This window comes from Streptomyces seoulensis (assembly GCF_022846655.1).
Lineage (GTDB): Bacteria > Actinomycetota > Actinomycetes > Streptomycetales > Streptomycetaceae > Streptomyces.
The window spans coordinates 3,355,610-3,381,870 of the sequence record NZ_AP025667.1 but is presented as its reverse complement, the minus strand read 5'-3'; the positions used below and the strand labels follow the sequence as shown (position 1 = coordinate 3,381,870).

The 26,261-nt window shown below is 71.1% G+C and carries 23 protein-coding genes and 1 tRNA gene; 11 read left to right on the top strand and 13 right to left on the bottom strand.

Features of this window, described 5'->3' with window-relative positions; all coding sequences use genetic code 11:
- Positions 1-63 precede the first annotated feature (63 nt).
- From HEK131_RS15640 to HEK131_RS15630, 3 genes are read left to right on the top strand one after another with little or no spacing between them, the layout of a single operon-like run.
- Complete coding sequence (locus HEK131_RS15640) at positions 64-1,629, top strand: sugar ABC transporter ATP-binding protein (protein ID WP_432215634.1); 1,566 nt, start codon at positions 64-66, stop codon at positions 1,627-1,629.
- Positions 1,622-2,587, top strand: coding sequence for an ABC transporter permease (locus HEK131_RS15635; protein WP_217464646.1), 966 nt, complete (start codon positions 1,622-1,624; stop codon positions 2,585-2,587). Before HEK131_RS15640 ends, HEK131_RS15635 begins: the two co-directional genes overlap by 8 nt.
- Entirely contained in the window at positions 2,587-3,609 is a 1,023-nt protein-coding gene (locus HEK131_RS15630; protein WP_244335774.1) for an ABC transporter permease, read from the top strand. Before HEK131_RS15635 ends, HEK131_RS15630 begins: the two co-directional genes overlap by 1 nt.
- A 15-nt stretch (positions 3,610-3,624) precedes the next feature.
- On the opposite strand, the gene HEK131_RS15625 is transcribed toward HEK131_RS15630, so the two are convergent.
- Complete coding sequence (locus HEK131_RS15625) at positions 3,625-5,469, bottom strand: glycoside hydrolase family 76 protein (RefSeq protein ID WP_244335773.1); 1,845 nt, start codon at positions 5,467-5,469, stop codon at positions 3,625-3,627.
- A gap of 286 nt (positions 5,470-5,755) precedes the next feature.
- Here HEK131_RS15625 and HEK131_RS15620 point away from each other — a divergent pair, with 286 nt between their 5' ends.
- Together HEK131_RS15620 and HEK131_RS15615 are read left to right on the top strand one after the other, a co-directional pair.
- On the top strand, positions 5,756-9,037 hold the full coding sequence (locus HEK131_RS15620) for a TIM-barrel domain-containing protein (RefSeq protein WP_432215633.1): 3,282 nt from the start codon (positions 5,756-5,758) through the stop codon (positions 9,035-9,037).
- 95 nt (positions 9,038-9,132) lie between these two features.
- Positions 9,133-9,408, top strand: a complete 276-nt coding sequence (locus tag HEK131_RS15615) for a glutaredoxin domain-containing protein (RefSeq protein WP_217464643.1) — start codon at positions 9,133-9,135, stop codon at positions 9,406-9,408.
- On the opposite strand, the gene HEK131_RS15610 is transcribed toward HEK131_RS15615, so the two are convergent.
- From HEK131_RS15610 to HEK131_RS15595, 4 genes are all read right to left on the bottom strand, one after another.
- Positions 9,335-10,417 carry a LacI family DNA-binding transcriptional regulator gene (locus HEK131_RS15610; RefSeq protein WP_217464642.1) on the bottom strand — a complete coding sequence of 361 codons (1,083 nt, stop codon included), beginning with the start codon at positions 10,415-10,417 and terminating at the stop codon, positions 9,335-9,337. The genes HEK131_RS15615 and HEK131_RS15610 overlap by 74 nt on opposite strands.
- 57 nt (positions 10,418-10,474) lie before the next feature.
- Complete coding sequence (locus tag HEK131_RS15605) at positions 10,475-11,311, bottom strand: ATP-binding cassette domain-containing protein (RefSeq protein WP_161149395.1); 837 nt, start codon at positions 11,309-11,311, stop codon at positions 10,475-10,477.
- Positions 11,308-12,303 carry an ABC transporter permease gene (locus HEK131_RS15600; protein ID WP_244335772.1) on the bottom strand — a complete coding sequence of 332 codons (996 nt, stop codon included), beginning with the start codon at positions 12,301-12,303 and terminating at the stop codon, positions 11,308-11,310. The genes HEK131_RS15605 and HEK131_RS15600 overlap by 4 nt, the downstream gene beginning before the upstream one ends.
- A 120-nt stretch (positions 12,304-12,423) precedes the next feature.
- Positions 12,424-13,446, bottom strand: a complete 1,023-nt coding sequence (locus HEK131_RS15595; protein ID WP_217464640.1) for a sugar ABC transporter substrate-binding protein — start codon at positions 13,444-13,446, stop codon at positions 12,424-12,426.
- A gap of 405 nt (positions 13,447-13,851) precedes the next feature.
- Between HEK131_RS15595 and HEK131_RS15590 the strand changes: the two genes are divergently transcribed.
- Complete coding sequence (locus tag HEK131_RS15590) at positions 13,852-16,401, top strand: glycoside hydrolase family 32 protein (RefSeq protein ID WP_244335771.1); 2,550 nt, start codon at positions 13,852-13,854, stop codon at positions 16,399-16,401.
- A gap of 77 nt (positions 16,402-16,478) precedes the next feature.
- Here the strand turns inward: HEK131_RS15590 and HEK131_RS15585 are convergent, their stop codons facing one another.
- Both HEK131_RS15585 and HEK131_RS15580 read right to left on the bottom strand, forming a co-directional pair.
- Positions 16,479-17,312 (bottom strand): alpha/beta fold hydrolase, encoded by an 834-nt coding sequence (locus tag HEK131_RS15585; RefSeq protein ID WP_244335770.1) that lies wholly within the window; start codon positions 17,310-17,312, stop codon positions 16,479-16,481.
- 24 nt (positions 17,313-17,336) lie between these two features.
- Positions 17,337-17,711 carry a VOC family protein gene (locus HEK131_RS15580; RefSeq protein ID WP_244335769.1) on the bottom strand — a complete coding sequence of 125 codons (375 nt, stop codon included), beginning with the start codon at positions 17,709-17,711 and terminating at the stop codon, positions 17,337-17,339.
- Between the two features lie 233 nt (positions 17,712-17,944).
- On the opposite strand from HEK131_RS15580, the gene HEK131_RS15575 reads away from it, so the two are divergent.
- Both HEK131_RS15575 and HEK131_RS15570 read left to right on the top strand, forming a co-directional pair.
- Positions 17,945-18,019: transfer RNA gene (locus HEK131_RS15575), tRNA-Leu, on the top strand.
- A gap of 97 nt (positions 18,020-18,116) precedes the next feature.
- A complete protein-coding gene (locus HEK131_RS15570) occupies positions 18,117-18,818 on the top strand; it encodes an alpha/beta fold hydrolase (RefSeq protein WP_244335768.1) in 702 nt (233 codons plus the stop codon).
- A 71-nt stretch (positions 18,819-18,889) separates the two neighbouring features.
- Here the strand turns inward: HEK131_RS15570 and HEK131_RS15565 are convergent, their stop codons facing one another.
- The gene (locus HEK131_RS15565) at positions 18,890-19,459 is read right to left on the bottom strand and encodes a DinB family protein (RefSeq protein ID WP_244335767.1); all 570 of its coding nucleotides are present in this window, start codon (positions 19,457-19,459) and stop codon (positions 18,890-18,892) included.
- A 94-nt stretch (positions 19,460-19,553) separates the two neighbouring features.
- Between HEK131_RS15565 and HEK131_RS15560 the strand changes: the two genes are divergently transcribed.
- Complete coding sequence (locus HEK131_RS15560; protein ID WP_244335766.1) at positions 19,554-19,748, top strand: hypothetical protein; 195 nt, start codon at positions 19,554-19,556, stop codon at positions 19,746-19,748.
- A 7-nt stretch (positions 19,749-19,755) separates the two neighbouring features.
- Here the strand turns inward: HEK131_RS15560 and HEK131_RS15555 are convergent, their stop codons facing one another.
- Positions 19,756-20,193, bottom strand: a complete 438-nt coding sequence (locus HEK131_RS15555; protein WP_217464663.1) for a MarR family winged helix-turn-helix transcriptional regulator — start codon at positions 20,191-20,193, stop codon at positions 19,756-19,758.
- Positions 20,194-20,308: 115 nt separating this feature from the next.
- Between HEK131_RS15555 and HEK131_RS15550 the strand changes: the two genes are divergently transcribed.
- A complete protein-coding gene (locus HEK131_RS15550; protein WP_244335765.1) occupies positions 20,309-21,151 on the top strand; it encodes an alpha/beta fold hydrolase in 843 nt (280 codons plus the stop codon).
- A 259-nt stretch (positions 21,152-21,410) separates the two neighbouring features.
- On the top strand, positions 21,411-22,184 hold the full coding sequence (locus tag HEK131_RS15545; protein WP_308409292.1) for an oxygenase MpaB family protein: 774 nt from the start codon (positions 21,411-21,413) through the stop codon (positions 22,182-22,184).
- Here HEK131_RS15545 and HEK131_RS15540 read toward each other — a convergent pair.
- From HEK131_RS15540 to HEK131_RS15525, 4 genes are all read right to left on the bottom strand, one after another.
- A complete protein-coding gene (locus HEK131_RS15540; protein WP_244335763.1) occupies positions 22,181-23,155 on the bottom strand; it encodes an SDR family NAD(P)-dependent oxidoreductase in 975 nt (324 codons plus the stop codon). The genes HEK131_RS15545 and HEK131_RS15540 overlap by 4 nt on opposite strands.
- A gap of 87 nt (positions 23,156-23,242) precedes the next feature.
- Positions 23,243-24,760: a catalase gene (locus tag HEK131_RS15535; protein ID WP_244335762.1), complete on the bottom strand. Its 1,518-nt coding sequence runs from the start codon at positions 24,758-24,760 to the stop codon at positions 23,243-23,245.
- A 211-nt stretch (positions 24,761-24,971) separates the two neighbouring features.
- The gene (locus HEK131_RS15530; RefSeq protein WP_217464629.1) at positions 24,972-25,421 is read right to left on the bottom strand and encodes a spore-associated protein; all 450 of its coding nucleotides are present in this window, start codon (positions 25,419-25,421) and stop codon (positions 24,972-24,974) included.
- 194 nt (positions 25,422-25,615) lie between these two features.
- Positions 25,616-25,888, bottom strand: coding sequence for a hypothetical protein (locus tag HEK131_RS15525; RefSeq protein ID WP_244335761.1), 273 nt, complete (start codon positions 25,886-25,888; stop codon positions 25,616-25,618).
- Positions 25,889-26,261 lie beyond the last annotated feature (373 nt).

Genomic DNA, 26,261 nt, shown 5'->3' with positions numbered 1-26,261 from the left:
GACTTCGACCGGGCGCCGAGAGCCCTCCGAAGGTTCTCGGCGCCCCGAGCAGGCACGTCGCCCATGACCCCATGGAGAGCAGCCGTGACCGCACCACCCGACGAAGTCCTCGCCGTCACCGGCCTGACCAAGCGCTTCCCCGGTGTACTGGCCCTGGACGACGTGACGTTCACCCTGCGGGCGGGCCAGACCCACGCCCTGGTCGGCGAGAACGGCGCGGGAAAGTCCACGCTGATCAAGGTCCTCACCGGTGTCTACCGCCCCGACGAGGGCGAACTGCGCCACCAGGGCGCGCCGGTGGCCTTCCCCACCCCGCTCGCCGCGCAGCACGCCGGGATCTCCACGATCTACCAGGAGGTCAACCTCATCCCCCTGATGAGCGTGGCCCGCAACCTCTTCCTCGGCCGCGAGCCCCGCACCCGCCTCGGCCTGATCGACTTCGCCCGCATGCACCGCGAGGCGCAGGAGACCATGGCCGAGTACGGCGTCCACGTCGACGTACGCCGTCCCTTGCGCGAACTCGGTGTCGGCGCCCAGCAGATGGTCGCCCTCGCCCGCGCGGTCTCCGTCGACGCCCGCGTGGTCGTCATGGACGAGCCCACCTCCTCGCTGGAACCCCGCGAGGTGGAGACCCTGTTCGGCGTCATCCGGCGGCTGCGCGAACAAGGCATCGCCGTGCTGTACGTCAGCCACCGCATGGACGAGCTGTACGCCATCTGCGACACGGTCACCGTGCTGCGCGACGGCCGCCTGGTGCACACCGGCCCGCTCGCCGAGACCGGCCGCCTGCAGTTGGTCTCCCTGATGCTGGGGCGCGAGACCAGCGAGGTCCGCGCCGAGGGCGTCACCAAGTTCGCGGGGAGCCACGACGCCGGGGCACAACCCGTGCTCAGCGCACGCAATCTGACGCGACGTCACCAGTTGCACGACGTCTCGCTGGACATCCGCCCCGGTGAGGTCGTCGGCCTCGGCGGGCTGCTCGGCTCGGGGCGTACCGAGACCGCCAAGGCCATCGCGGGCGCACTCACCCTCGGGGCCGGAGAGGTCACGGTCGCAGGGCAGCCGGTGCGCACCGGCTCGGCCGCCGCCGCCATCCGGGCCGGGATCAGCCTGCTCCCCGAGGACCGCAAGTCCGAGGGCATCGTGCCGGGCCTGTCCGTCCGGGAGAACATCGCCCTGGCCGCGCTGCCCCGCATGTCCCGCTTCGGGCTCGTCTCCGAGGCCCGTGTCGACGCCGTGGTCGACACCTTCATGAAGCGGCTGCGGATCAAGGCCGCGAGCCCCCACCAGAAGGTCGGCGAACTCTCCGGCGGCAACCAGCAGAAGGTGCTGCTGGCCCGCTGGCTGGCCATGCACCCCAAGGTGCTCCTCCTGGACGAGCCGACGCGCGGCATCGACATCGGCGCCAAGGCCGAGGTGCAGAAACTCATCGACGAACTCGCCGAGAACGGCCTCGGCGTGCTGCTGATCTCCTCCGACGTGGAGGAACTCATCGAAGGGTCCGACCGGGTGGTGGTGCTCCGGGACGGCGCGGTCGTCGGCGAGCTGACCGGGGACGAGGTAGGGGCCGACCAGCTCCTGCGGGCCATCGCCGAGGCCGCCGAGGAGGAGGCGCCCCACCATGACTGAACTCACCCTGGGCAGCCGGACGTTCCCCGACCGGAACACGGTCGTCGGCTGGCTCCAGAACTACGGCGTCTACCTGGGCCTCGCCGTCCTGCTGCTGTTCAACGTGGTCTTCACCGACCACTTCGTCTCCGGCGAGAACTTCCGCACCCAGGCCGTCCAGGTCTCCCCGGTACTGATCGTCGCCCTCGGCATGGCGCTGGCCATCGGCACCGAGGGCATCGACCTCTCCGTCGGCGCCGTGATGGCCCTGGCCACCTCCGTCACCTCGCTCTACCTCGGCTACGGCCCCTGGCTCGCCCTGGTGGCCGCCCTGGTCGGCGGCGCGGTCATCGGCCTGGCCAACGGCTCGCTCATCGCGTTCGTCGGCGTCCAGCCCATCGTCGCCACCCTCGCGCTCATGGTCGGCGGCCGTGGCATCGCCCTGGTGCTGCTGCCCCAGCTCAAGGACGTGCGCGACCCCGCCATGGCCACGCTCGGCTCCGGCAGCGTGGCCGGCATCCCCTACCTCGCGCTGATCGCGGCGGGCCTCGCCCTGGTCGTCGGCTTCACCGTGCGCCGCACCACCTTCGGCCGCAGGCTCCTCGCCATCGGCGACAGCCGCCCCGCCGCCCAGCTCGCCGGACTGCCCGTCCACCGGGTCCTGATCACCGTCTACATCTGCTCGGGCATCCTCGCCGCCGTCGCCGGGTTCCTCGCCACGGCCCGGCTCCAGGCCAGCGACCCCAGCTCCCTGGGCAACCTGATGGAACTGTCCGCCATCACCGCCGTGGTCGTCGGGGGCACCCCGCTCACCGGCGGACGCGTACGCATCGGCGGCACGGTGGCCGGCGCCGTCCTCATCCAGCTCCTGACGGCCACGCTCATCAAACACGACCTGCCGTCGTCGTGGACACAGATCGCCCAGGCCGTGGTGATCGTGCTCGCGGTGTACGCGGCACGGGAGAGGAGCAAGCGGTGATGACCAGCACCAAGGAGCACCCCACGACGGCCGGGCGGACCGCACCCGCGTCCGGCGACACCGGCCGGCGCGGCGACCGGCTGGCCGCCCTCGCCCAGCGGCACGGCGCCCTGGTCGCCCTCGTCGTCCTCGCAGCCGTCGCCTCGCTCTCCTTCGACTCGTTCGCCACCGGCGACAACCTCGGCAACATCGCGGTCTCCTCCTCCTTCCTCGCCACCGTCGCCCTCGGCATGACCTTCGTCATCGTCAGCGGCGGCATCGACCTCTCGGTCGGCTCCGTCTTCGTTCTCGGCGGAGTCCTCGCCGCCTGGGGTTCCCAGTACGGCACGGTCGTCGCCCTGCTGCTGCCGCTGGTGGTGTGCGCGGCGATCGGCCTCGTCAACGGCCTGCTGGTGGCCCGTACCGGACTCGCGCCGTTCATCGTCACGCTCGCCTCGATGCTCGCCGCCCGCGGTCTCATGCTGGCCATCACCGACGAGGGCGCCGACACCTTCCTCGTCGACCCCGACTCCGTCTTCGCCTCCCTCGGCCAGGGCAAGCTGCTCGGCATCGGGACCCCGGTCTGGATCACGGCGGTCCTCTTCCTGGGCGGCGCCGTGCTGCTGCGCAGCACCTGGTTCGGGCAACGCGTGTACGCCGTCGGCGGCAACGAACAGGCGGCGGCGCTGATGGGCGCCCCCGTCGCCCGCACCAAGATCAGCGTGTACACCCTGTCCGGGCTGCTGGCCGGCCTCGCCGGGGCGCTGAACGCGGCCTACCTCGCCTCCGGCGTCACGATCCTCGGCTACGGCATGGAGCTGGACGCCATCGCCGCCGTCGTCATCGGCGGCACCCTCCTCACCGGCGGCCTCGGCTACGTCAGCGGCTCCCTCGTCGGTGTGCTGCTGCTGAAGGTCATCCAGAACGTCATCAACCAGATCGGCTCCCTCGACTCCGCCTACCAGCAGGTGGTCAGCGGGGCGTTCCTCGTCCTGGTCGTCGTCGCCCAGACCTGGCTGGCCCGGCGCCGACGCGTCGGCTGAACGCCCCGCGTCCGCTCACCCGGCCGCGGTCAGCGCCCCCAGCGCGCTCGCCTGGGTCCGCCAGTCCACCTGGTTCGGACCCGTACCGGCCCAGCGCTGGCCGAGCCGGTTCAGCGGGTCCCGGTCCTTGGTCCACACCGAGTCGGCCTGCCGCACGAGATACGCGCGGTAGGCCGACGAACCGGTGGCGGACGCCAGATCGGCCAGATGCCGCACGAACACGCCCTTGAACTGCTTCTGGTTGTCGTCGCAACTCGCGCCGCCGACATCGCACGACTCGGTCAGCACCCCGTCACGGGTCAGCGCGGAGGAGGACAGCGCGGCGTCCGCCAGCCGCTTCGCGGTGTCCAGGTAGCGGCCGTCCCCGGTCGACCGCCACAGCTCGGTGAAGCCGCCGATCGCCAGCCCCTGGTTGTAACTCCACACCGTCTGGCCGTTGTTGGCGCATCCCGAGGTGAGGCCGTCGTTCACCAGACCCGACCCGTTGATCATCCCGCTGCGCAGGTACCAGTCGCCGGCCGTCACCGCACGCGCGCCCCACACCGTGTCCCCGCTCAGCCGCTGGTGCAGCGCCGACGTCAGCCACAGGTACAGCCCGCTGGTCACCGCGTTCTTGTACGTGCGCTCCCGGTTCCACCACACCCCGCCACCGCAGGTGCCCGTGTCCCAGAACCCCCGCACGTAGTCCGTGATGGTGACCGCCTCGTCCAGATACCGTCGCTCGCCCGTCTGGTCGTACGCCGCCACCCAGGCGATCGCCCACCACGCCGCGTCGTCCACGGCCCGGCTGATGAAGTGCCCCTCCACCGGGTCCGAACTGCGCCCGCCCGCCGGGAAGACGCCCTTGTTCTGCTCGAAGGTCCGCGCGATCACCCAGTCGTAGTCGTGCCGGCCCGTGCTCCGCGCGAAGTCGCTCAGCGAGGTCAGTGCCACCGCCGAGTTCCACCAACTGCTGCGCCACCAGCCCTCGTCGGTCCGGTACGACGCCATCAGCGCGTCCGCCGCTCCCCGTGCGCGGGTCGGCGCCGGACGTGCCCACGCGGTGCAACTCCCGTCCTGGTGCGCGGACTCACGGCCGCAGGCGCGCACCGCACCGCCATACAGCAGGCCGCGCGGGTCGCGCGTGGCGAACATCGCCGTGCGGGTGGAGGCCGACCCGGACGGCACGCTCGTCCGGCCGAGCGACGAGCCCTCCGGCCAGCTCGCGCCCTCGTCCCAGGACCGGTCGAGCCAGATCTCGTCGCCCGCGCCGCCGTTCTCCACCACGCCCCACGCCAGACCGTTCGCCTGGTCCATGTGCAGGCTGATGGTGCGCCCGTACAGCGTGGTCGCGGGGACCGGGCGCTCGTCGCGGGCCGCCGTGGCCGGGTCGGCGCCGTCGCAGGAGGTGCCGTCGCACACCCGTGGGCGGAACCAGTCCGTGCAGGTCACCCCGGCCGCGTCCGCGCATGCGCGGACCCAGCCGCGCCGGTGGCCGACGGGATCGGTGACGTTGTACATCAGCGTCCGGGTGCCGGTCCACGAGGCGGGGACGCTCGCCTTGCCGAGCAGCCCGTCCCAGCTCGCGCCCCGGTCCCAGGAGCGGTCGAGCCACACCGCGTCGCCCTGCCTGCCCTGGTCGACACTGGCCCAGACCATGCTGTCCGGCTCGGAGACATGCAGCCTGAGCAGGCGGCCGTTGACGGTGCGGTCCGGCACCGGGAACGACTCCTGGCGGGCCTTGGACGGATCGAGGGTGTCGCAGGAGAGGGCGCACACCGCTGTGGCGGCACGGGCGGGGGCGGGCAGGGCGAGCACTCCGCCGAGCGCGAGGGTGAGGGCGAGCAGCGCGCCCAGGAAGCGAGGTCTGTGAACCGGCATGGCGTGTCCGTCCTCCAACGTTGAACAAGCCCAGTCACTTGCACGACAGCACCGGGGGCTCGGGCTGTACAGCATCAAAAGCAGCCACGGACGGAACACGCGTCGCTCCCGCTTCGCGCCAACTGCCCTGACAACGCTGTCTGTTCGACGCCTGGACACCGGAAAGCGGTGCGTGGTCTCATGCCGGGGAGCCGTGTTTACAACGTTGTAGCTCGTCAGTGATGCACCCGTCGTCTCCGCATGTCCGTCGCGCTCGGCAGAGCGCCACCGCCCCCTGGAGCGTGCTGTGCGACCACCCTTCCCCCGTTCCCTCCGCCCGACGCGCGGGCAGGCCATCGCCCTCGTCCTGGCCTGCGCGGGCGTCGCGCTCGCCCCCGTCGGCGCGGACGCCGCCACCCCGGCCGCCAAGGCCCGCTCGGCAACCGTGACCGTGCCCGGCGCCCGGTTCCAGGTGCTGTCCCCGACCCTGATCCGTACCGAGTACGCCGGGGACGACCGGTTCGAGGACGGCGCCACCTTCAACGCCATCGGCCGGAGCGCCTTCACCCCGCCCGCCTACACCTCGTCCGTCAAGGACGGCGTCCTCACCGTCACCACCAGCGCCCTGACCCTGCGCTACCGGGTGGGCTCCGGCCCCTTCACCGCCGACAACCTGACCGTACGGCTGAAGGCCGGGCAGAAGCAGGTGCTGGCCTCGCCCTGGCAGCGGCCCGACTGCGCCGTGGGCACCCTGTGCGAGGCCGAGGGACAGCTCCACGACGGCCCCGGTGTCGCCACGGACCACACCGGGTTCACCGGCAAGGGCTTCCTCGCGGGCTTCGCCGTCGACAACAACTCCCTGACCACGGACGTTCGTTCATCCGAATCCGGCACCTACGAGTACGCGGTCAGGTACGCCAACGCGGTCGGCGCCGACGGCCGCCGCGAGACCCGTACCCTCAGCCTCAGCGTGGACGGCGGCGCGAACAGGACGTTCAGCCTCCCGGCGACCGCCGACTGGAACACCTGGGGCGTGGCCCGGCTGCCCCTGAACCTCGGCGCCGGCGACCACACCGTACGGCTCCAGCGCACCGCCGCCGACTCCGGCAACGTCAACGTCGACAGCGCGGCCGTGGTGAAGCCGGGCGCCGACTACCCGGCGCGGGACCGCACCGCCGTCACCGGGTGCGCGTTCGGCACGAGCTGCGAGGCCGAGGACGGCCTCCTCGCGGGCTCCGCGGTCATCGCCACCGACCACCAGGGGCACTCCGGCGACGGATTCGCCGCCGAGCTGAACAAGGACGCCCGCCTCACCCGCCGCGTCGTGGACGTCCCCCGCGACGGCACCTACCGCCTGCACCTGCGCTACGCCAACGGCACCGGCGGCGACGGCCGCCACGAGAAGCGCACCATCGAGGTCCGCCCCGGCACCGGCACCCCCGCGACCCTCACCCTCGACCCCACCGCCGACTGGGACACCTGGCAAACCGCCTCCACCACCGTCGAGTTGAAGGCCGGCGCCAACGACGTCACCCTCGCCTGCCCCGACACCACGAGCTGCCACGTCAACGTCGACACCCTCGCCGTCACCGCGACGGCCGACCCCGCCCCCGAGCCGCATCTCGCCCTCGGCGGCTACCGCCGCAGCCTCGACGGACTCGACGGCGACAACGACCCCCACCCGCGCATCACCCCCGGCCTGCTGCACCGCGACGGCTGGCACCTCCTGGACGACACCCCCTCCGCCGTCTACGACGCCCGCACCGGCAAGGCCACTTCGCGCGCCGCACATGCCGGGAAGCCCTACCAGGACGGCTACCTCTTCGGCTTCGGCCACGACTACAAGCAGGGTCTCACCGACCTCGCCACCCTCACCGGCCCGCCGCGACTGCTGCCCCGCTGGGCCTACGGCGTCTGGTACTCCGAGTACATCGACCGCACGCAGAAGGACTACCAGGACACCATCGTGCCCGCCTTCCGCGCGGCCGGTGTCCCCCTGGACGTCCTCGTCACCGACACCGACTTCAAGGCCCCCAACACCTGGAGCGGCTGGAACTTCGACCCCGTCAAGTACCCGGACCCCAAGGGCTTCTTCGACTGGTCGACCGCGCAGGGGCTGCACAACACCCTGAACGTGCACCCCAGCATCCTGGAGTCCGACCCGCAGTACGCCAAGGCCCAGCAGACCGCCAAGGGCAAGCTGGCCAAGGGCGGTTGCGCCGGGTCGGCCGGCTCCGAGTGCCGTACCTTCGACTTCGGCGACCCCGACCAGCTCAAGGCGTACCTCGATCTGCATCGGCCCTTCGACCGCGCCGGGAACGACTTCTGGTGGCTCGACTGGTGCTGCGACGCGTCCCGTTCCTCGCAGCCCGGCGTCACGCCGGACGCCTGGATCAACCAGAAGTACGCCGACCTCACCGCCGAGACCGCCGAGCGCCCCTTCGTGCTCTCCCGCGCCTACGGCTCCCTCCAGGCGGGCGGCTACAGCGGCGGCGTCGGCCTGCCCACCGGTCCCTGGGCCGACAAGCGCAGCACGCTCCACTTCTCCGGCGACACCGCCTCCACCTGGGGCACCCTCGGCGCCGAGGTCGGCTACACCCCGGCCGAGTCCGCCGCCACCGGCATGACCGCCATCAGCCACGACATCGGCGGCCACAACGACGGACACGGCATCCCCGGCGCCGAGACCTACACCACCGACGACGGCCGCGGCCACCGCACCACCAAGCTGCCCGACGACCTGTACGCCCGCTGGGTCCAGTTCGGCACCTTCCAGCCCATCGACCGTCTGCACAGCAACCACAGCGACCGGCTGCCCTGGCAGTACGGCGACGCGGCCCGCGACTCCGCCGCCAAGTTCCTGCGCCTGCGCGAGTCCCTCGTCCCGTACACGTACACCCTCGCCCAGCAGGCCGCCACCACCGGCGTCCCCATCGTCCGGCCCCTCTACCTGGACCACCCCGAGGAGGAGAACGCCTACACCAAGGCGGGCAGCGAGTACCTGTACGGCCCCGACATGCTGGTCGCCCCGGTCACCACGCCCGGCACCAGCACCACCACCTCCGTCTGGTTCCCGCCCGGCAGTTGGACCGACTACTTCACCGGCCGCACCTACACCGCGGGCACCGGCGGCGCCACGTACGACGTGACGACCACCCTGGACACCATGCCGGTGTTCGTCCGCGCCGGCGGCATCGTCACCACCCGCCTCGGCAACGCCGCCCACGACTCCGGCACCCCGCTCGACCAGGTGGGCGTCACCGTGGCCACCGGCGCGTCCGGCTCCTTCACCCTCTACGAGGACGACGGCGTCAGCACCCCCGCCCGCCACCGCGCGGCCACCACCCGCATCACCCACACCGGCCACACCCTGCGCATCGCCCCCACCCAGGGCACCTACAAGGGGCAGCCGGCCCGGCGCAGCTGGACGGTCACCTTCCAGGGCCTGACCGAGCCCCCGGCCCGCGTCACGGCGAACGGCACCAAGCTCGCCGCCTCCGCCTGGCAGTGGGACACCACGACCCGCACCCTGAAGATCACCACCCCCAGGACCAGCGTCCGCGGGCCGGTGACAATCGGCTTCAACTAGCCCCGAACGGACGGGAGGAGGGCCCGCGCGACGACACCGCGCGGGCCCTCCACTACGCTCGATCCGAAAGACGCCGACCGAGGGGATGAGCACCGATGGACTACCGGGACGGCGTGGTCGTCTACTGGCGCCCCTTGTGCCCGTTCTGCATCAAACTCCGGCTCCGGCTGCGGTTCGCCCGGCTGCCCCGCACCGAGGTCAACATCTGGCGCGACCCCGACGCGGCCGCGTTCGTGCGCATGGTGGCCGACGGCAACGAGACCGTCCCCACCGTGACCGTGGCGGGCAACGCGATGGTCAATCCGACGATGAAGGAGATCCGGGAGGCCGTCCGCCGCCACGCCCCGCATCTGCTCGGTTCGACGCGCTGACCCGCTGCTCGCCCGACCCCCGCACGATCAGCCGGGTCGGCACCGTCACCGTACGGGCACGGGAGCGGTCACCGTCCAGGCGGGCCAGCGCCGTGGTGGCCGCCGTCCGGCCGATCTCCCCCGGGTTCTGGGCCACCACCGTCAGCGCCGGTTCCAGCGCCTCCGCGAGTGCCACGTCGTCGAAGGCGACCACCGCCACGTCCTTGCGGCCGCTGCCGGCCAGTCGCGCGACCACGCCGAGGGCCACGATGTTGTTGCCCGCGAACAGCGCGGTCGGCGGATCGGGGAGCGCCAGCAGCCGCGCCGTCGCCTCGCCCGCGTCGTGCTGGTCGTGGGCGCTGGCGATCAGCAGCCGGTCGTCGGGCAGCCCCGCGTCCCGCAGCGCCTCCCGGTACCCGGCCAGCCGCTCCCGCCGCGTGTAGAGCCGGGTGGGCAGATCCCCGACGAAGGCGATACGGCGATGCCCGTACCCGACCAGGTGCGCCACCCCCGCTCGGGCACCCGCCCGGTTGGAACTGACCACGCAGTCCGTCGCCAGCCCCGCCCCCGGCCGGTCCACGAACACCACCGGCAGCCCCACCGCCCGGTGCGGGCGCAGATGGGCGTGGTCGGCGCCCACCGACGGCACCACCATCAGGATGCTGACCCGGCGCGCCAGGAACTTGTCCGTCAGCGCCCGCTCCCGCTCCGGATCGTCGGCCGAGGACCCCATCAGCAGCGTCAGCCCGCGCTCGCGGACGCGGTCCTCGATGCTGCCCGCCACCGCCCCGAAGAACGGGTTGCCGAGGTCAGGCACGACCAGCCCGATCGTGGTGTCCGGGCCGCCCACCCGTATGTTGCGCGCCATCAGGTTGGGCTGGAAGCCCAGCCGCGCCACGGCCGCGAGCACCTGCTCCCGGGTGTGCGCCGAGGCGGGCCCGTCCTCGTTGAGGACACGGGAGACCGTCTTGGCGCTCACCCCGACCTCGCGGGCGACATCGGCCAGGGTGGGGCGGCGGTTCGCGGCCATGCGGGACACGTCTCCTGTGCTCGTCGGCTCCGGCAGGGCACCCCCAGGCCGGTGAAGTCAGGTGGCCTGGACCCCGGCGGCCTTCGCGGCCTCGGAGTCCGCGACGACCGTACCTCCGCTCTCGTCCACCGTGAGCGCCCCCGTCATGATGGCGACCACCTCCGCCATCGAGTACTCCGACGGCTTGATCACCGCCGCGCGGCGCCCCAGCCGGTGCACATGGACCCGGTCCGCGATCTCGAAGACATGCGGCATGTTGTGGCTGATCAGCACCACCGGCAGCCCCTTGTCCCGCACCCGCCGGATGAGGTCCAGCACCTGGCCGGACTCCTTCACCCCGAGCGCGGCCGTGGGTTCGTCCATCACCACCACACTGCGCGCCCACGCCACCGACCGCGCCACCGCGACCGCCTGGCGCTGCCCGCCGGAGAGCGTCTCCACGGCCTGGGTGAGCGAGCGCAGCCCGATCTTCAGATCGGCCATGTGCTCCGCGGCCTCCTGCCGCATCCGCTTCTTGTCCAGCATCCGGAAGACGCTGCCCAGCACACCGGGACGGCGCAGCTCCCGCCCCAGGAACATGTTGGACGCGATGTCCATCGAGGCGGCCACGGCGAGATCCTGGTGCACCGTCTCGATGCCGTGCGCGCGGGCGCTCTGCGGCCCGGTGAACCGGATCGGTTCGCCGTTCAGCCGTATCTCGCCCGCGTCCGGCACGATCGCACCGGTCAGCGCCTTGATGAGGCTGGTCTTCCCGGCGCCGTTGTCCCCGATCACCGCCAGCACCTCGCCGGGCAGCAGATCGAAGTCGGCGCCGTCGATGGCGGTCACCTGGCCGTAGCGCTTGACCAGACCACGGGCCTGGAGGACGGGCGTGGGGGAGTCGGCGGCGGTCATCGGGCCTTCTTCCGGGAGATCTGGTCGACGGTCACCGCGAGGATCACCAGGATCCCGGTGATCAGGGTCTGGTAGATGGACGCGACCCCCATCAACTGCAGGCCGTTGCGGAACACACCGACGATGAGCACACCGATGAACGTGCCCAGCACCGAACCGCGCCCGCCGAACAGGGAGGTCCCGCCGATGACCACGGCGGTGATGCTGTCGAGGTTGTCCGTCTGCCCGGCCTGCGGATCGCCCACGCCGGTACGGGAGATGAGCAGCAGCGCGGCCACCCCGTAGAGCAGACCGGCCACCGTGTACACGCCGATGGTCAGCCGGGAGGTGCGTACGCCGTTCAGCCGGGCCGCCTCCACGCTGTTGCCGAGCGCGTACACGTGCCGGCCCCAGCCGGTGCTGCTCAGCGCGTAGGCGAACAGCAGGAACAGGGCGATCGTCACCAGGGACCCGTAGGTGATGTCGGTGTGGCCCAGCGGGAAGGTCCCGCCGAGCGCGGTCAGCACTCCGGGGAGCTCGGTGACCGTCTGCTCCTTCGAGTAGATGTGGGTCAGCGCGAACGCCACGTTCAGCATGCCGAGGGTGACGATGAACGGCGGCAGTGGGATCTTCTCCGTCAACACCCCGTTCAGCAGCCCGAATCCGGCGCACACCAGCAGCCCCAGACCGACGGCGAGCAGCGGCGACAGCGAACCCTCGGCCGCCATCCGCGCCATCATGATGCTGCCGAACGCCATCACCGCCCCGCACGACAGGTCGATCCCCGCCGTCAGGATGATCAGGGTCTGTCCGATGGCGAGGGTGCCCACGACCATGACCTGCTGCACGATCAGCGAGAAGTTCCCGCCGGTCAGGAACTGGTCGGTGGAGAAGGCGAAGAAGACACAGGCGATCAGGAGGGCGGCCAGGGGACCGGTGGTGGGTGCCGTGAGCAGTCGGCGCGCCGTGCTCGGCGCCGTGAGCCCGGCGTACGGCGTGGTCGTGGCGGTCATACGACGTCCTTGTCGAAAAGGGGTGCCGGAGGTCGGGGGACTCGAACGGGAGGGGAGCAGGGGCGGCCGGCCCGGCGGGGGAGTGGCCGGGCCGACCGCCCGGTCAGGAGTGCCGGGGCATCAGCCCCAGCAGTTGTCCAGGCCGTACGCGGTGTCCTTCGCGTCCACCCCGGACTGCGCCTTGTCGGTGATCAGGGTGACGCCGGTGTCGGTGTAACCCGACGCCTTCTTCCCGTCCTTGGCGTACGACACCACCGCCTTCACGCCCTCGGCGGCCATCTTGAGCGGGTACTGCTGCGAAGTGGCCGCGATCTTCCCGTCCTTGACCGCCTTGGTGCCGGTGCAGCCGCCGTCCACGGAGACGATCAGTACGTCCTTCTCGCGGCCCTTGGCCTTCAGCGCGGTGTAAGCACCCAGCGCGGCGGGCTCGTTGATCGTGTAGACGACGTTGATGCCCGGCTCCTTCTGGAGGCAGTTCTCCATCGCCGTCTGCCCCTTGGTCTGGTCACCGGCGGTGTCCTGGGAACAGACCACGGACGGGTCCTTCGCACCGACCCCGAAGCCCTTGAGGAAACCGTCGTGCCGCTGCACGCCCACCGAGACGCCCGGGGCCAGGTCCAGCGTGGCGATCTTCGCCTTCTTGCCCTTCATCGCCGCCTTGGCGTACGCGCCGATCAGCTCGCCCGCCTTGAGGTTGTCCGTGGCGAACAGCGCGTCCACCGCGCTCTCCGGCTCGGTCGGCGTGTCCAGCGCGATCACCAGCACCCCCTTGGCGCGGGCCTTCGCCAGCGCGGGCACGATCGCCTTGGAGTCGCTCGGCGTGATCAGGATGCCCTTCACGCCGGACGCCACCATGTTCTCGATGGCGGTGACCTGACCGGCGTTGTCCCCGTCGAACTTGCCCGCAGCGGTGAGCAGTTGCGCGCCGTTCTCCTTGGCCGACCTCTCCGCGCCCTCCTTCATCTTCACGAAGAACGGGTTGGTGTCGGTCTTGGTGATCAGCCCGACCTTGACGCCGCCCGAGCCGGACCCGGACGACCCCGCGCCGGAGCCGGAGCCACACGCCGTGAGGGCCAGGGCCGCGACGCCCGTACACGCGGCGACTCTCAGCAGGGACAGGTGCGGGCGAGTGATGCGAGACATGAACGACTCCTGCGGGATTGCGAGCGGCGCGGCCGGCATCGGAACATGCCGTCCCGAGGTGTCATCGTTGACTTATGTCATCGTTGACACTGCATGGCGAGGATGATGGACGGCCCCTCACGGCGGCGTCAATGCCCTGGGCCTGTCACAAATCGGCAACGCATGCGGCTTGTGCCGCCCGGCGGGAATCAGCCAACGAACGCCGCCGCGCGAACCGTTGACGCGCCCGTGTCCCTGCCGCATCATCGACGCACCCGCTCGCTGTCATCGATGACATGAGTCAACGATGACATCTCCCGCCGACGCCAGGGACGACGGCGCCGGCGGCCTGCCCACTCCTTCCCGGACCCGTGCGCCCCGCGCGTCACGCTCCGCCGCGGGGCCGACCGCAGCACAGGAGATGTCATGAGCTCGGTACGTGGAGCGCGGCACGCTCGCGCCTGGCTGATCGCGGCGTCGCTGTCGGCCTGCGCCCTGGCGGCCGCCTCGCTCACCCCGCCGGCGGCCGCCGCCGACGCACCGCCCTACACCGAGACCTACCGCCCCCAGTTCCACTTCACCCCCGAGAAGAACTGGATGAACGACCCCAACGGTCTCGTGTACTACCAGGGCGAATACCACCTCTTCTACCAGTACAACCCCAACGGCAACTCCTGGGGCGACATGTCCTGGGGCCACGCCGTCAGCACGGACCTCGTGCACTGGAAGCAGCTCCCGCTCGCCCTCTCCCACGACGACAAGGAGATGGTGTTCTCCGGCAGCGCGGTGATCGACCGGAACAACACCAGCGGCTTCGGCACCCCGGACAACCCGCCGATGGTCGCCGTCTACACCAGCGCCTTCAAGAGCGGCGGCAAGCAGGCCCAGTCCCTCGCCTACAGCACCGACCGCGGCCGCAGCTGGACCAAGTACCAGGGCAATCCCGTACTGGACATCGGCTCCACCGAATTCCGCGACCCCAAGGTCCAGTGGTACGCGCCCACCAAGAGCTGGCTGATGACCGTCGCGCTGCCCACCGAGCACAAGGTCCGCTTCTACACCTCCAAGAACCTCAAGGACTGGAAGCTGCTGAGCGACTTCGGCCCGGCGGGGGCGACCGGCGGTGTCTGGGAGTGCCCGGACCTCTTTCCCCTCGCCGTCGACGGCAACTCACGCAAGGTCAAGTGGGTCCTGGTCACCAACGTCAACCCAGGCGCGGTGGCTGGTGGTTCGGGCACGCAGCACTTCACCGGTGACTTCGACGGCACCAGGTTCACCCCGGACGACGACGGCACGTACACCCCGCCGCCGGGCACGGCCGTCCAGGACTTCGAGGCGGCGAGCTTCGGGGACTGGACCGCCACCGGCACCGCGTTCGGCGGCGGACCGGCGTCCGGGGCGGTGGACGGCCAGCAGACCGTCACCGGCTTCGACGGCAAGGGCCTGGCCAACAGCTTCCACGGCGGCGACCCGAGCACCGGCACCCTCACCTCGCCAGGCTTCACGGTGAACACCCCGTACCTCAACTTCAAGGCCGGCGGCGGACGCCACCCGCACGAACCCGGCACCGCCGTGGACCGCGGGCCCACGCCCGAGGGCACCGTCCTCGCCGACTTCGAGGGCGGTACGTACGGCGACTGGACCGCGACCGGCGACGCCTTCGGCACCGCACCGGCCACCGGGACGCTCCCCGACCAGCAGCAGGTCTCCGGCTGGCTCGGCGACGGCCTGGTCAACACCTACCGGGGCGGCGACCCCGGCACCGGCACGCTGACCTCACCCGAGTTCACGCTGGACAAGGACTACCTGGACTTCCTCGTGGGCGGCGGCAACCACCCTGCCGCCTCCGCGAACCGCACCGCCGTCGAACTCGTCGTGGACGGCCGCACGGTACGCACCACCACCGGCCGTGACGCCGAGGCGCTCGGCTGGGCCTCCTGGGACGTGCGCGACCTCAGAGGCAAGCGGGCCCGCATCCGGATCGTGGACGACAACACCGGCCGCTGGGGCCACCTCAACGTCGACCACCTCGTCCTCTCCGACACGCGTGCCGAGGGCCTCACCGACGAGACGGCGGTGAACCTACTGGTCGACGGCCAGGTCGTCCGCAGCGTCACCGGCTCCGACAGCGAGGCGATGGACTGGGCCTCCTTCGACCTGCGCCCCTACCAGGACCGCACCGCCCGCATCCAACTGGTCGACCGCAACACCGGAGGCTGGGGCCACATCATGGCCGACAGCTTCACCGCGGCCCGGGCCCCCGCCCGCTCCGCCGTGGACCGCGCATCCTGGGTCGACTACGGCAAGGACCACTACGCGGCCGTGACCTGGAACGACGCACCCGACGGCCAGCGATACATGATCGGCTGGATGGCCGGCCTTGACTACGCCGGTGCCACTCCCACCACCCCCTGGCGCAGCGCCCAGACCGTGCCCCGCCGCCTGACCCTGCGCACGATCGACGGCCGCCCCCGCCTGGTCGGCGAGCCGGTGGCGGCGCTCTCCACCCTGTGGCGGCAGCCCGCCACGACGGCCGGCGTCACCGTCACGGACACCTCCCGCCCCCTCCCGGCCAAGGGCAAGGCCCTCGACATCGAGGCCACCTTCTCCGTCCGGGACGCGGCCCGCTTCGGCCTCAAGGTCCGTACGGGGGCCGGGGGCGAGGAGACGGTCGTCGGCTACGACCGCACGACCGGCGAGATGTACGTCGACCGCACCCGCTCCGGGGTCACGGACTTCAGCCCGTCCTTCCCAGGAGTCCAGCGGGCCCCGCTGAAGCCCCGCGACGGCAAGGTCAGACTCCGCGTCCTGGTCGACTGGTCCTCCGTCGAGGTGTACGGGGGCGACGGCGAAGCGACCATCACCGACCTGGTGTTCCCGGACCCGGCCTCCGACGGGGTCCAGGTGTTCGCCGAGGACGGCTCGGTGAGGCTGGACCGGGTGACGGTGCGGCAGGTCGGCTCGTACCGCGAATGACACTCGGGCCGGGCACCCGTGGCAGGGGTGCCCGGCCGGGTCGCCGGTCGCGTGGCGCCACCGGATCGCGCCGGGCGTCAGTGCGGTCGGTGGCAGAAGGCGATGAGAGCGGCCGTGAGTTCGGCCGGCGCGTCCTCCTGGACGAGGTGGCCGGCACCGGTGACCGGCTCGAGTCGCGCGCCCGGGATGCGGGCGGCGAGTTCCCGGCCCTTGGCGGGAGGGATCCAGGTGTCGTCCTGCCCCCAGCAGATCAACGTCGGCAGATCGATCTCGCCGTACCGCTCCTGCACTTCGTCGGTGTGGAGCTGGTCGGCCTGGGCGATCTGCCGGTAGAAGGCCGCCTGGCCGGGGTCGCCGAGCCAGGGCCGCACGAGCCGGTCGAGGAGGGTTGGGCGCAGACCGGGGCTGCTGGCCGAGCTGATGTACTCGCGCACCAACGCCTGGTGCAGCGGGGGTGGTAGCTGCTCGAAGACCTTGGAGTGCTCGCCGACGAGCCGGAAGAACGGGGAACCCCAGGGAGCCAGCGCGACCGGGTCGACCAGCGCGAGCGCACGGTAGCGAGCGCCGTGCAGCAGATGTGCCCGCAGGGCGACGGCACCGCCGAAGTCATGGGCGATCACCTTCGGTTCGTCGAGGCCCCAGTGCGCCAGCAACTCGGTGAAGACCCTGCCCTGGGCGGCCAGGGAGACGTCCTGGCCGTCGGACATCTCCGACGTGCCGTAACCGGGCATGTCCCACACGAACACCTGATGGTGCCGGGCGAGCGCGCGGGCCACGGCGCGCCATACGTAGGAGGAGAAGGGCGTGCCGTGCAGGAGCACGACCGGGTCCTGGCCGGGCTGACCGAGGCTGTCCCAGCGGACGCCACCCGACGTACTGCGGAACGTCTCTGACAGATGCCAATCACTCACGGTCGCTGTTCCTCTCGGTCGGCACTACAGGTACGGCCGGGTGATCAGCTCGATCGCGTGGCCGGCGGGGTCCTTGAAGTACACACCCCGGCCGCCGTGCTCGTGGTTGATCTCGCCGGGGCGCCGCATCTGCGGATCGGCCCAGTGCACGACGCCGCCGTCCCGGAGCCGCTGGTAGGCACGGTCGAACAGCTCGTCGTCGACGAGGAAGGCGTAGTGCTGCATCTGGATGTCCACCGGCGGCTCGGCGAACTGCAGCAGCACGCCGTCGGTGAGCTGGACGTTGACGAACGGCCCCCAGGACGGCGCCGCCTTCACCTCCAGCAACTCCCGGAAGAATCGGGCGGATTCCTCGCGGTCCCTGGCGGCGATGATGGTGTGGTTGAACGTTGCGGACATACGACTGACCTCACGGTGGTTTCGGACTCGGACGCGTGGTGACGTACGAGACCCGGAGGCCCGCGGGCGAAAGCCCGCCGCGCCCTCAGCCGTCCACCGGCTGACCGTTCTGTGCATGGCGTAGCGCCGATCCGGTGTTCACCCGGAGAACGCTACCGGTCCCTGTGCGAGTGATCCAGACCGGTCCTAAAACCTGTCCACGCGCCGGGCAGAGGTCTATGATCGACAACAAGGCGGGGTCGTAGCACAGAGGTAGTGCGCCGCGACAGCATCTCGGAGGACGTCGGTTCGAATCCGACCACCCCGCCCCTTTCTGCGTGACCCTGCCGAGCAGGCTCAACGGAGTTCGCGTGCGGGCCAGTTCGCCCTGGTGCGGGACGGGCCCACAACGGTTATCGTCCCGGCATGGCTGATCATCGCTCGATCGACGTCGGGGGTATCCGGCTGGCCTATCAGGTCGCAGGCCCCCCGGACGCGCCGCCGCTGCTTCTGCTGCACGCCCTCGGTGAGAACTCCACCGACTGGGAGCCCCTGGTCCCGGTCTTCGCGCAGCACTGGCGCGTCTACTTCCCCGACCTGAGGGGGCACGGCCGAAGCGAGTGGCCGGGGAAATACTCGCTCGAGCTCATGCGGGACGACGTACTCGGCTTCCTGGACGCGCTCGGACTGGACCAGGTGGATGTGATCGGGCACTCGATGGGCGGGGTCGCCGCCTACCTGCTCGCCGAGGAGCAGGCGCGGCGGGTGCGCCGGCTCGTCCTGGAGGACGTGCCGGCCCCGCTCCCGCGGCAAGTGACCAGCCCGATCCGGCCGGACGGGGAGCTGACGTTCGACTGGGAGGCGGTGCCGGCCCTCCGGGGGCAGATCGACACACCCGACCCGCGCTGGCTGGAACGCCTGAGCGGGATCACGGCCGAGACCCTGGTCGTGGCCGGTGGCCCGAGCAGTCACGTGGACCAGCAGGGCGTCGGCGAGCTGGCCCGGCGTATCCCGCGCGGACGGCTCGTCACCATTCGGGCCGGGCACATGGTCCATGCCGCCGAGCCGGTGAAGTTCACGCAGGCCGTGATGTCGTTCCTGCGGCCGGAGGGCGAGGGCCCCGCGTAAGGCGGCGGCGACCTCGTCGTGGACGGGGAGTGGGGGCGTGACGGTTCACCCCGCGCGGTGGTGAACCGGGTTCACTGCCCCACCCTCCCGTCGACCCGTTCACGCAGCAGATCGGCGTGTCCGCAGTGCCGGGCGTACTCCTCGATCCGGTGCACCAACAGCTCCCGGACCGCGATGCCCTCCTTGCCCACGTGCGCCCCCAGGTCCGGGTGCCCGGCCAAGGCGGCGTCGGTCGCGGCCTGTTCACGCTCCAGATCGCGGAAAGCGGCGTCGACCACGGCCTGTTCGGCGACGGCTCCGTCGAAGTCCGCGTCCCGCGCGCCGTAGATCTTCGGCAGCGGCTCGCCCTCGCTGATCCAGTTGCGCCAGTCCCGTTCCACCTCGGCGAGGTGCCGGACCAGCCCGAGCAGCGACATCGTCGACGGCGGGACGGACCGGAGGGCCAGTCGGGCCGCGTCGAGCCCCTCGCACTTCATCCGCAGGGTCAGCCGGTAGTTCGTCAGGAAGTCCTGGAGTGTCGCCGACTCGCCTTCCGGACTGGGACCTTCGGTGTTGCGCGGGTCGACGTCCGGATCGGCCCACATGTCGGGGTAGACGGTCGCCTCGGTCCATCGCGATGGCTGCTCAGTCATGCGGTGCATGCTTGCCGGTAACTAGCGTGCCACGCCACCCAGTTATCGATAATCCTCGCCCAGATCCTTCCCCCGGGGCGAGGTCGTCACCGATGATGTCCCCGTGACCAAGAGCATCAGTACCCTGATCTCGGCCGCCGGTGCTCTCATCAGCGTGTTGCTGCTCGCCCTGGCGGTCGGGGAGTACCGCTCCGGCGCATCCGCCCTCTGGCCCGCCGCCGCAGCCGTGATCTTCCTGGGCGCGTCGTGCACGCTCGTACGGGACCTGCGGAGAGCGCGCGCCGGGACGACGACCTGAGCACCGCCTAGCGCGGGGGAGTGCCGGTGACCTCCACGTCACCGAACAGCTCCAGCATCCGTCCCAACACCCTGACGCACGAGTCCACTTCGGACCCGGTGAGGTCGCCGCCGACCTGGCGGAGCAGCGCGTGCTCACGGGCGACCGCCGTGTTGATCGCGGTGCGGCCGGCCTCCGTGAGACGGACCAGCGAGGACCTCTGGTGCGCCGGGTTGGGGATCGTCTCCACGAACCCGTGCGCGGCCGCGTCATTGACCATGCGCTGCACGAACTGCCGGCTCAGTGACTGGGCCCGGCCGAGCTGCGGAACGGTCATCGGGCCGTGCTCGCGCAGCAGGTCGAGCACCGCACGGGTGCCGACGGAGAGCCCCTGGGCCGGGGCGTCCTGCTCGATCTTGCGCTGGACGCGCCGGTAGAGCGGCCCGACCAGTGCGAACACCTCCATCAGCCGCTCGGGCAGCTCGTCGGGGGAGAGCGGTCGGTCGTCCGGGATCTTGGTCACGCACACCATCATGACACCTTGGTTGCCATACTCGACGAGACATGACACCTTGGTTGTCATGATGAAGGATCTGCACACGGCCCGGCCCGTCCAGACCTACGCCTCGGACGACGGTCCACTCGCCTACCTCGACACCGGCCCCCGCACCGGCCGCCCGCTGGTACTGCTGCACACCGGCTTCACGGACCACACCCAGTTCGACAACCTGGTCCCGGCCCTCGCCCGGCACCACAGGGTGATCGCCCCGGACGCCCGAGGCCACGGCCTCTCCGCGAACGCGAGCAGACCGTTCCGCCAGACCGACGACCTGGCCGCGCTGCTGCGCCACCTCGACCTCGGCGAGCCGGCCGTCCTGGTCGGCGTCTCGATGGGCGCCCTGATCGCCCTCGACACCGCCCTGGAGCACCCGGAACTGGTCCGCGCCCTGGTCGTCAGCGGCCGGGGACTCCATGAACCGGACCTCGGCGACCCCTGGTCCTCGGCCCTCCAGGAAGCGCAGACGCGCGCGCTGGCCTCGGGCGACATCCCCGCCTGGCTGGAAGCGTTCGTCCAGTGGCTCCCCGGCCCGGCCCGCACCCTCGCTGACGTGGACCAGGGCATCGTCCGGCATGTGCGGGAGATGACCCTGAACACCCTGATGAAGCACACCCCGGACGAGCCCGACCACCGGGTCCTGGTCCCCGATCCCGCTTCCCGCGCGAAGGAGATCACCGTCCCGGTCCTGGCGATCAACGGCGCCCTCGACGCCCCCGGCCTGTTGGCCACCGTGGACGCCTTGGTCGGCGAGGTACCCGATGGGCGCATGGCCACGATCGACGGCGTGGGCCACTACGTCACGATGGAGGCACCGGGGCAGTTCGCGGCCCTCCTGGAGGAGTTCCTGCGCGAACTGGACGCTTGAGGAAAGGGCGGCCGAGGAAGCGACGCAGCAACGATGCGGCTGGCGTCGCCCGGACCGCCGCTGTTCACTTGGACCGGAGGGGTCCGCGACCGATTGGGGCAGGGTGATGGCCGACCGACCCGCACCCACGCGGACGCGACCGGGCCCCAGCGGCGCACCCGCAGCCGCGGTGGCGCCTCGCTCCGGACTGCGCGGCCGCCTCGGTGACGCCCTCTTCCGCGGCGTCGCAGGCCCCGGAGGGCTCGAAAGCAGACGGCGCGTGCACGGCACACCGGGCCCTCGCTGGTTCGCGGCCGACCGCCCGATCCGCGTCGTCCACGGGGACGCCTCGATGTTCCCCGGCGGCCTCTCCGCCCTCCTCCTCCAGTCCCTGCACCCGTTGGCGATGACAGCGGTGGCCGACCACTCGGACTACCGCAACGACCCCTGGGGCCGCCTCGCCCGCACGAGCACGTTCCTCGCCTACACCACCTACGGCGCCGCGGACGACGCCCAGCGAGCCGTGGACCGCGTGCGAGCGGTCCACGAGAACATCCGGGGCCGCACGGCGGAGGGCGAGCCGTACCACGCCGCGGACCCGCACCTGCTGGCCTGGGTGCACTGCGCCGAGGCGTACTGCTTCCTCACCGCCCACCAGCGTTACGGCAAACGGCCGTTGGACGCGGCGGGCCGCGACGCCTACGTCGCCGACATGGCCAGGGTCGCCACCGCGCTCGGCATCGCGGACCCCCCGACGACGCTGGCGGAACTCCACGACCGCCTCGACTCCTACCGCCCCGAACTGCGCATCACCCCCCAGACCCGCGAGGCCGTGCACTACATCCTCCTGCGCCCGCCCCTCCCCGCACCGGTCCTCCCCCCGTACCTCTTCCTCGGCGCGGCAGCGGTGTCCCTGCTCCCCGACTGGTCCCGCGAACAACTGCACCTCCCGGTCCTGCCCCGCACCGAACGCTGGTGCGTAGGCCCGGCCGGGGCGGCGGTGACGGCACTGATCAGATGGCTGCTGCCGCCGTCACCGCAGCTCCGGGCCTAAGCGGCCCGTTCGCCGTGGGCGACGGACTCGACGTACTCCCAGAGTTCCGTGCGGACCTCTTCCGGGTCGTCGTCGGCCCCGATCGTGTAGGTCGTGGGCCGCGGGCGGCGGTCGTGCCAGAAGAGGCCGTCGCTGTCCGTGGCCTCTTGGGCCGAGCCGAGCCAGACGATCGTGTCGGCGCCCTGAGCCGGGGTGCGGATGATCGGCCAGGTCACCGCCCGGAACACGGGCATCCAGTGCCGCACGCCCTTGGTGTCGGCCCACCCCGGATGCATGGAGTGCACATGCACACCCTGCTCCCGCAGCCGCTCGGCCCATTGTTCGGTCAGAACGACCTGGGCGCGCTTGGTCCGGGCGTAGAACCTCTTCGGGCTGTACGACGTCTCCTCGGACTCCGGATCGCCCGCCGGAAGCTGTTGACCGTACTGACCGCCCGAAGTCACGTTGACGACGACAGAGGGCGCCGCGCGTGTGAGCAGCGGTGTCAGCTCCTCGATCAGCACCCAGGGCGCCAGCACATGTGTGGCGAACGTCAGCTCGACCCCGTCCACGCTGTACTGCCGCTCGTCCGGCATCACCCCGGCGTTGTTGACCAGCACGTCGAGCCGGTCCTCCTGCTCCCGGAACCGGGTGGTGAAGTCCCGCAGCGCGGCCAGGCTGCTCACGTCGCACGCGACGGGCCGGACGTCGACGTCGTCGCCGGCCTGTTCCCGCGTGAGCGCGGCGGCCTCCTCGGCACGTTCCTGGCTGCGCCCCAGGACCCGGACCGAGGCCCCCAGCCGGGCGAAGCCGATGGCGGCGGCGAGACCGACGCCGGAACCGGCACCGGTGACCAGGACGACCTTGCCGTCCATGCGCTCGGGCCCGTCAGGCCAGCCCGGCAGGGCGCGCCGCACCACGAGTCCGGGCCACCCGTAGCCGAGGACGACGGAACGGTCGAGGGCTGTGTCGATCAGAGATGTGACACTCATGGACTCCGCAGTACCCACCCTCGCCGGACTGACACGGCCCGGCGCCCCTCCCCGCACGGACGGGGGAGGGGCGCCGACGGGACGTGGTCAGGCTTTGCCCTGCATGCTGCGACGAGCGGGATTGCCCTGCTCACCCGCCTTGGGGTCTTTATCGTCGGCCTTGGCGCGCACACCCTCGGCGATGCGCTGGCCGATCTTCGGATCGATGTTGGTCCAGTACTGGAAGGCGCGTTCCAGGACGGGCTCGGTGACGCCGTTCAGCAGGTGGCCGACGACATTGTCGACGAGGCGGTCGCGGGCGTCGTCGTCCAGGACCTCGCGCACCATGGTGCCCGCCTGCCCCCAGTCGTCGTCCTCGGCGTGCTGGACGTAGGCGCTCCGCGTGATCGCGCCGTCGGCCTCCCAGCTCGGCGGGCTGCCGAAGCGGGCGGTGTCGGCTGCGGGGCCGCCCTTGGAGTTGGGGGCGTAGACCGGGTCGGTGGTCTTGCGGTACGCCATCGCGCCGTCCTTGGAGTACGTGTGGACGTCCGCGACGGGGGCGTTGACCGGGAGCTGCGCGTAGTTGGCGCCGATGCGGTGGCGGTGGGCGTCGGCGTACGAGAACAGCCGGGCCAGCAGCATGCGGTCGGGGCTGGGGCCCACGCCGGGCACGAGGTTGTTCGGCTGGAAGGCGAGCTGCTCGATCTCGGCGTGGTTGTCGGTGGGGTTGCGGTCGAGCGTCATCCGGCCGACCTCGATGAGCGGGTAGTCGCTGTGCGGCCACACCTTGGTGAGGTCGAACGGGTTGAAGCGGTACCCGGCGGCGTCCTCGTACGGCATGATCTGCACGTACATGGTCCAGCTCGGGTGCTCGCCGTCGCGGATGTGCTCGAAGAGGTCGCGGGTGTGGTAGTCCGTGTCGACCGCGGCCATCTGGTCGGCCTCGTTCTGGGTGAAGAACTCGATGCCCTGGTCCGTCTTGAAGTGGTACTTGACCCAGAACCTCTCGCCGGCCTCGTTGACCCACATGTAGGTGTGGGAGCTGTAGCCGTTCATGTGGCGCCAGGTGCGGGGGACGCCGCGGTCGCCCATGAGCCAGGTGACCTGGTGGGCGGACTCGGGGGAGAGGGTCCAGAAGTCCCACTGCATGTCATGGTCACGCAGGTTGTTGTCGGCGCGCCGCTTCTGGGACCGGATGAAGTGCTGGAACTTCATCGGATCCTTCACGAAGAACACGGGCGTGTTGTTGCCGACCATGTCGTAGTTGCCCTCGCTGGTGTAGAACTTCACCGCGAAGCCGCGAGGGTCACGCCAGGTGTCCGGGCTGCCACGCTCCCCGGCGACGGTGGAGAAGCGGGCGACGAGATCGGTACGGGTGCCGGGCTGGAACACGGCGGCCTTGGTGTAGCCGCTGACGTCGCCGGTCACCTCGAACCGCCCAAACGCCCCGCTGCCCTTGGCATGCGGCTGCCGCTCGGGAATCCGCTCCCGGTTGAACTGCGCCATCTGCTCGATGAGGTACGCGTCCTGCAGCAGCACCGGCCCGGCGGGACCGACGGTCAGGGAGTGCTCGTCACTCTCGACGGGGGCGCCGGAGTCTGTGGTGGTGTAAGGGGTGTCGGTCATACCTGCTCGCTGATCCTTTCCACAACGTCTGCCGCGCGGCCCTTGCGCATGCCTGCGGGCGCAGGGGCTCAGGCTTACCGGGTGACCGGGTTGGGGGGCGGCAAACGTGGGTGGCGAGGGGATGACCTGGGTGGGGGAGCGGAGGCTCTGGCGGGACGGGGTGGTCCCGGCCCCGCCAGAGCGCGTCATCACCCGGTGTGGTGGTGAGGTACTACCGGGTGAACGTGGTGCGCTTCTCCTTCAGAGAGGCGCAGTTGGAGCCGGAGACCTGGGTGTACACGTTCTTGATGTGTCCACCCCAGTCCACGCAGTGGCCCTTGCCGTAGGCGTAGGTGGGTCCGGCGTAGGAGGTGTAGACGCCGTAGTCGTCGTCGCCCTGCTCGGTGTCGGTGATGTACAGCCAGGCGGACATCTCGGTGGCGGTGCCGGGGTTGCTGCGGATGGTGGTGACGCAGTTCTTGCCGGTGGTGGCGTTGTAGGTGAGGTAGACGGTGCCGAGGCTGCCGACGGCGGCGGAGTTGACGGTGCGGTAGCCGCTGCCGCACACCTTCTGCGGGGTGGTGTTGGGTGCGGCGGAGGCCGGGACCGCCATCGCCGTGGTGGCGGCGAGCGCGAGGGCGGCCAGGGCGCCGATGCCGAGGGCCGTACGGTTGGATCGCATTGTTCCCCCTGTGTGGCTGTTGAAGCTCCTTGCTCCTGTCTGGTGTGACTGACGGCGTATCCGGATGGTTGTACCGGTCGCGGAAGAAAGTCCGGCGGCCGGGAAGCGTGCATGCGCCGACGTGTGCTGTGAACTCCTCAGCGACAGATGGGGAGTTGGGGGTTGCCCTCCGCGTTCCCTTGGCGCGGGGCCCGTCACTCGTCGACGAGCGCCCAGTCGTCGACCTCGCAGTGGTCGATCCCGTCCACGCGCCCCGAGTCGGCGACGGGCACCCGAACGGTCGCTTCGCCCTTGGCGGGCACCGACACCTCGCCGGTGGCGTCGGGCAGGTACAAACCGTCCTCGTCCACGAAGCGCACCGTCACGCTGAACGGGCCCTCGCGCCCGTTCGGGTTCCCGACCTCGACGGTGGCGTACGGGTCGTCCTTGCTCGCGCAGTGGATGAGCTTCGCGGTGCCGTCCTTCATGGACCGGGCAGCGCTACCGGAGGAGGACGTCGTGGGGTGGGAACGAGTGCCGGGCCGCGAACGGTACGTACCGCCGTCGCCGCCACCCGTGCTCGCCCCGAGGTCGTACGCCCCGCTGTCGGACGAATCGCCGTATGGATCGTCACCGTACGGGTCCAAGTCGTCAGGATCGACACTGGACGAGTCGCCGAGGTCGGACACCGACGAACTGTCTTGATCCTGGCTGGAGTTGCTGCAACCGCCCCCGCTGCCGCCGTGATGGCCGCTGCTCCCGTGACCACGGCTCGAGAACCCGGTGAGGGCCAGCATCACCGTCGCCGACACCGCTGCGAATCTGAATTTGCGCCCCCATGTGTACATACCGTCACCCTAC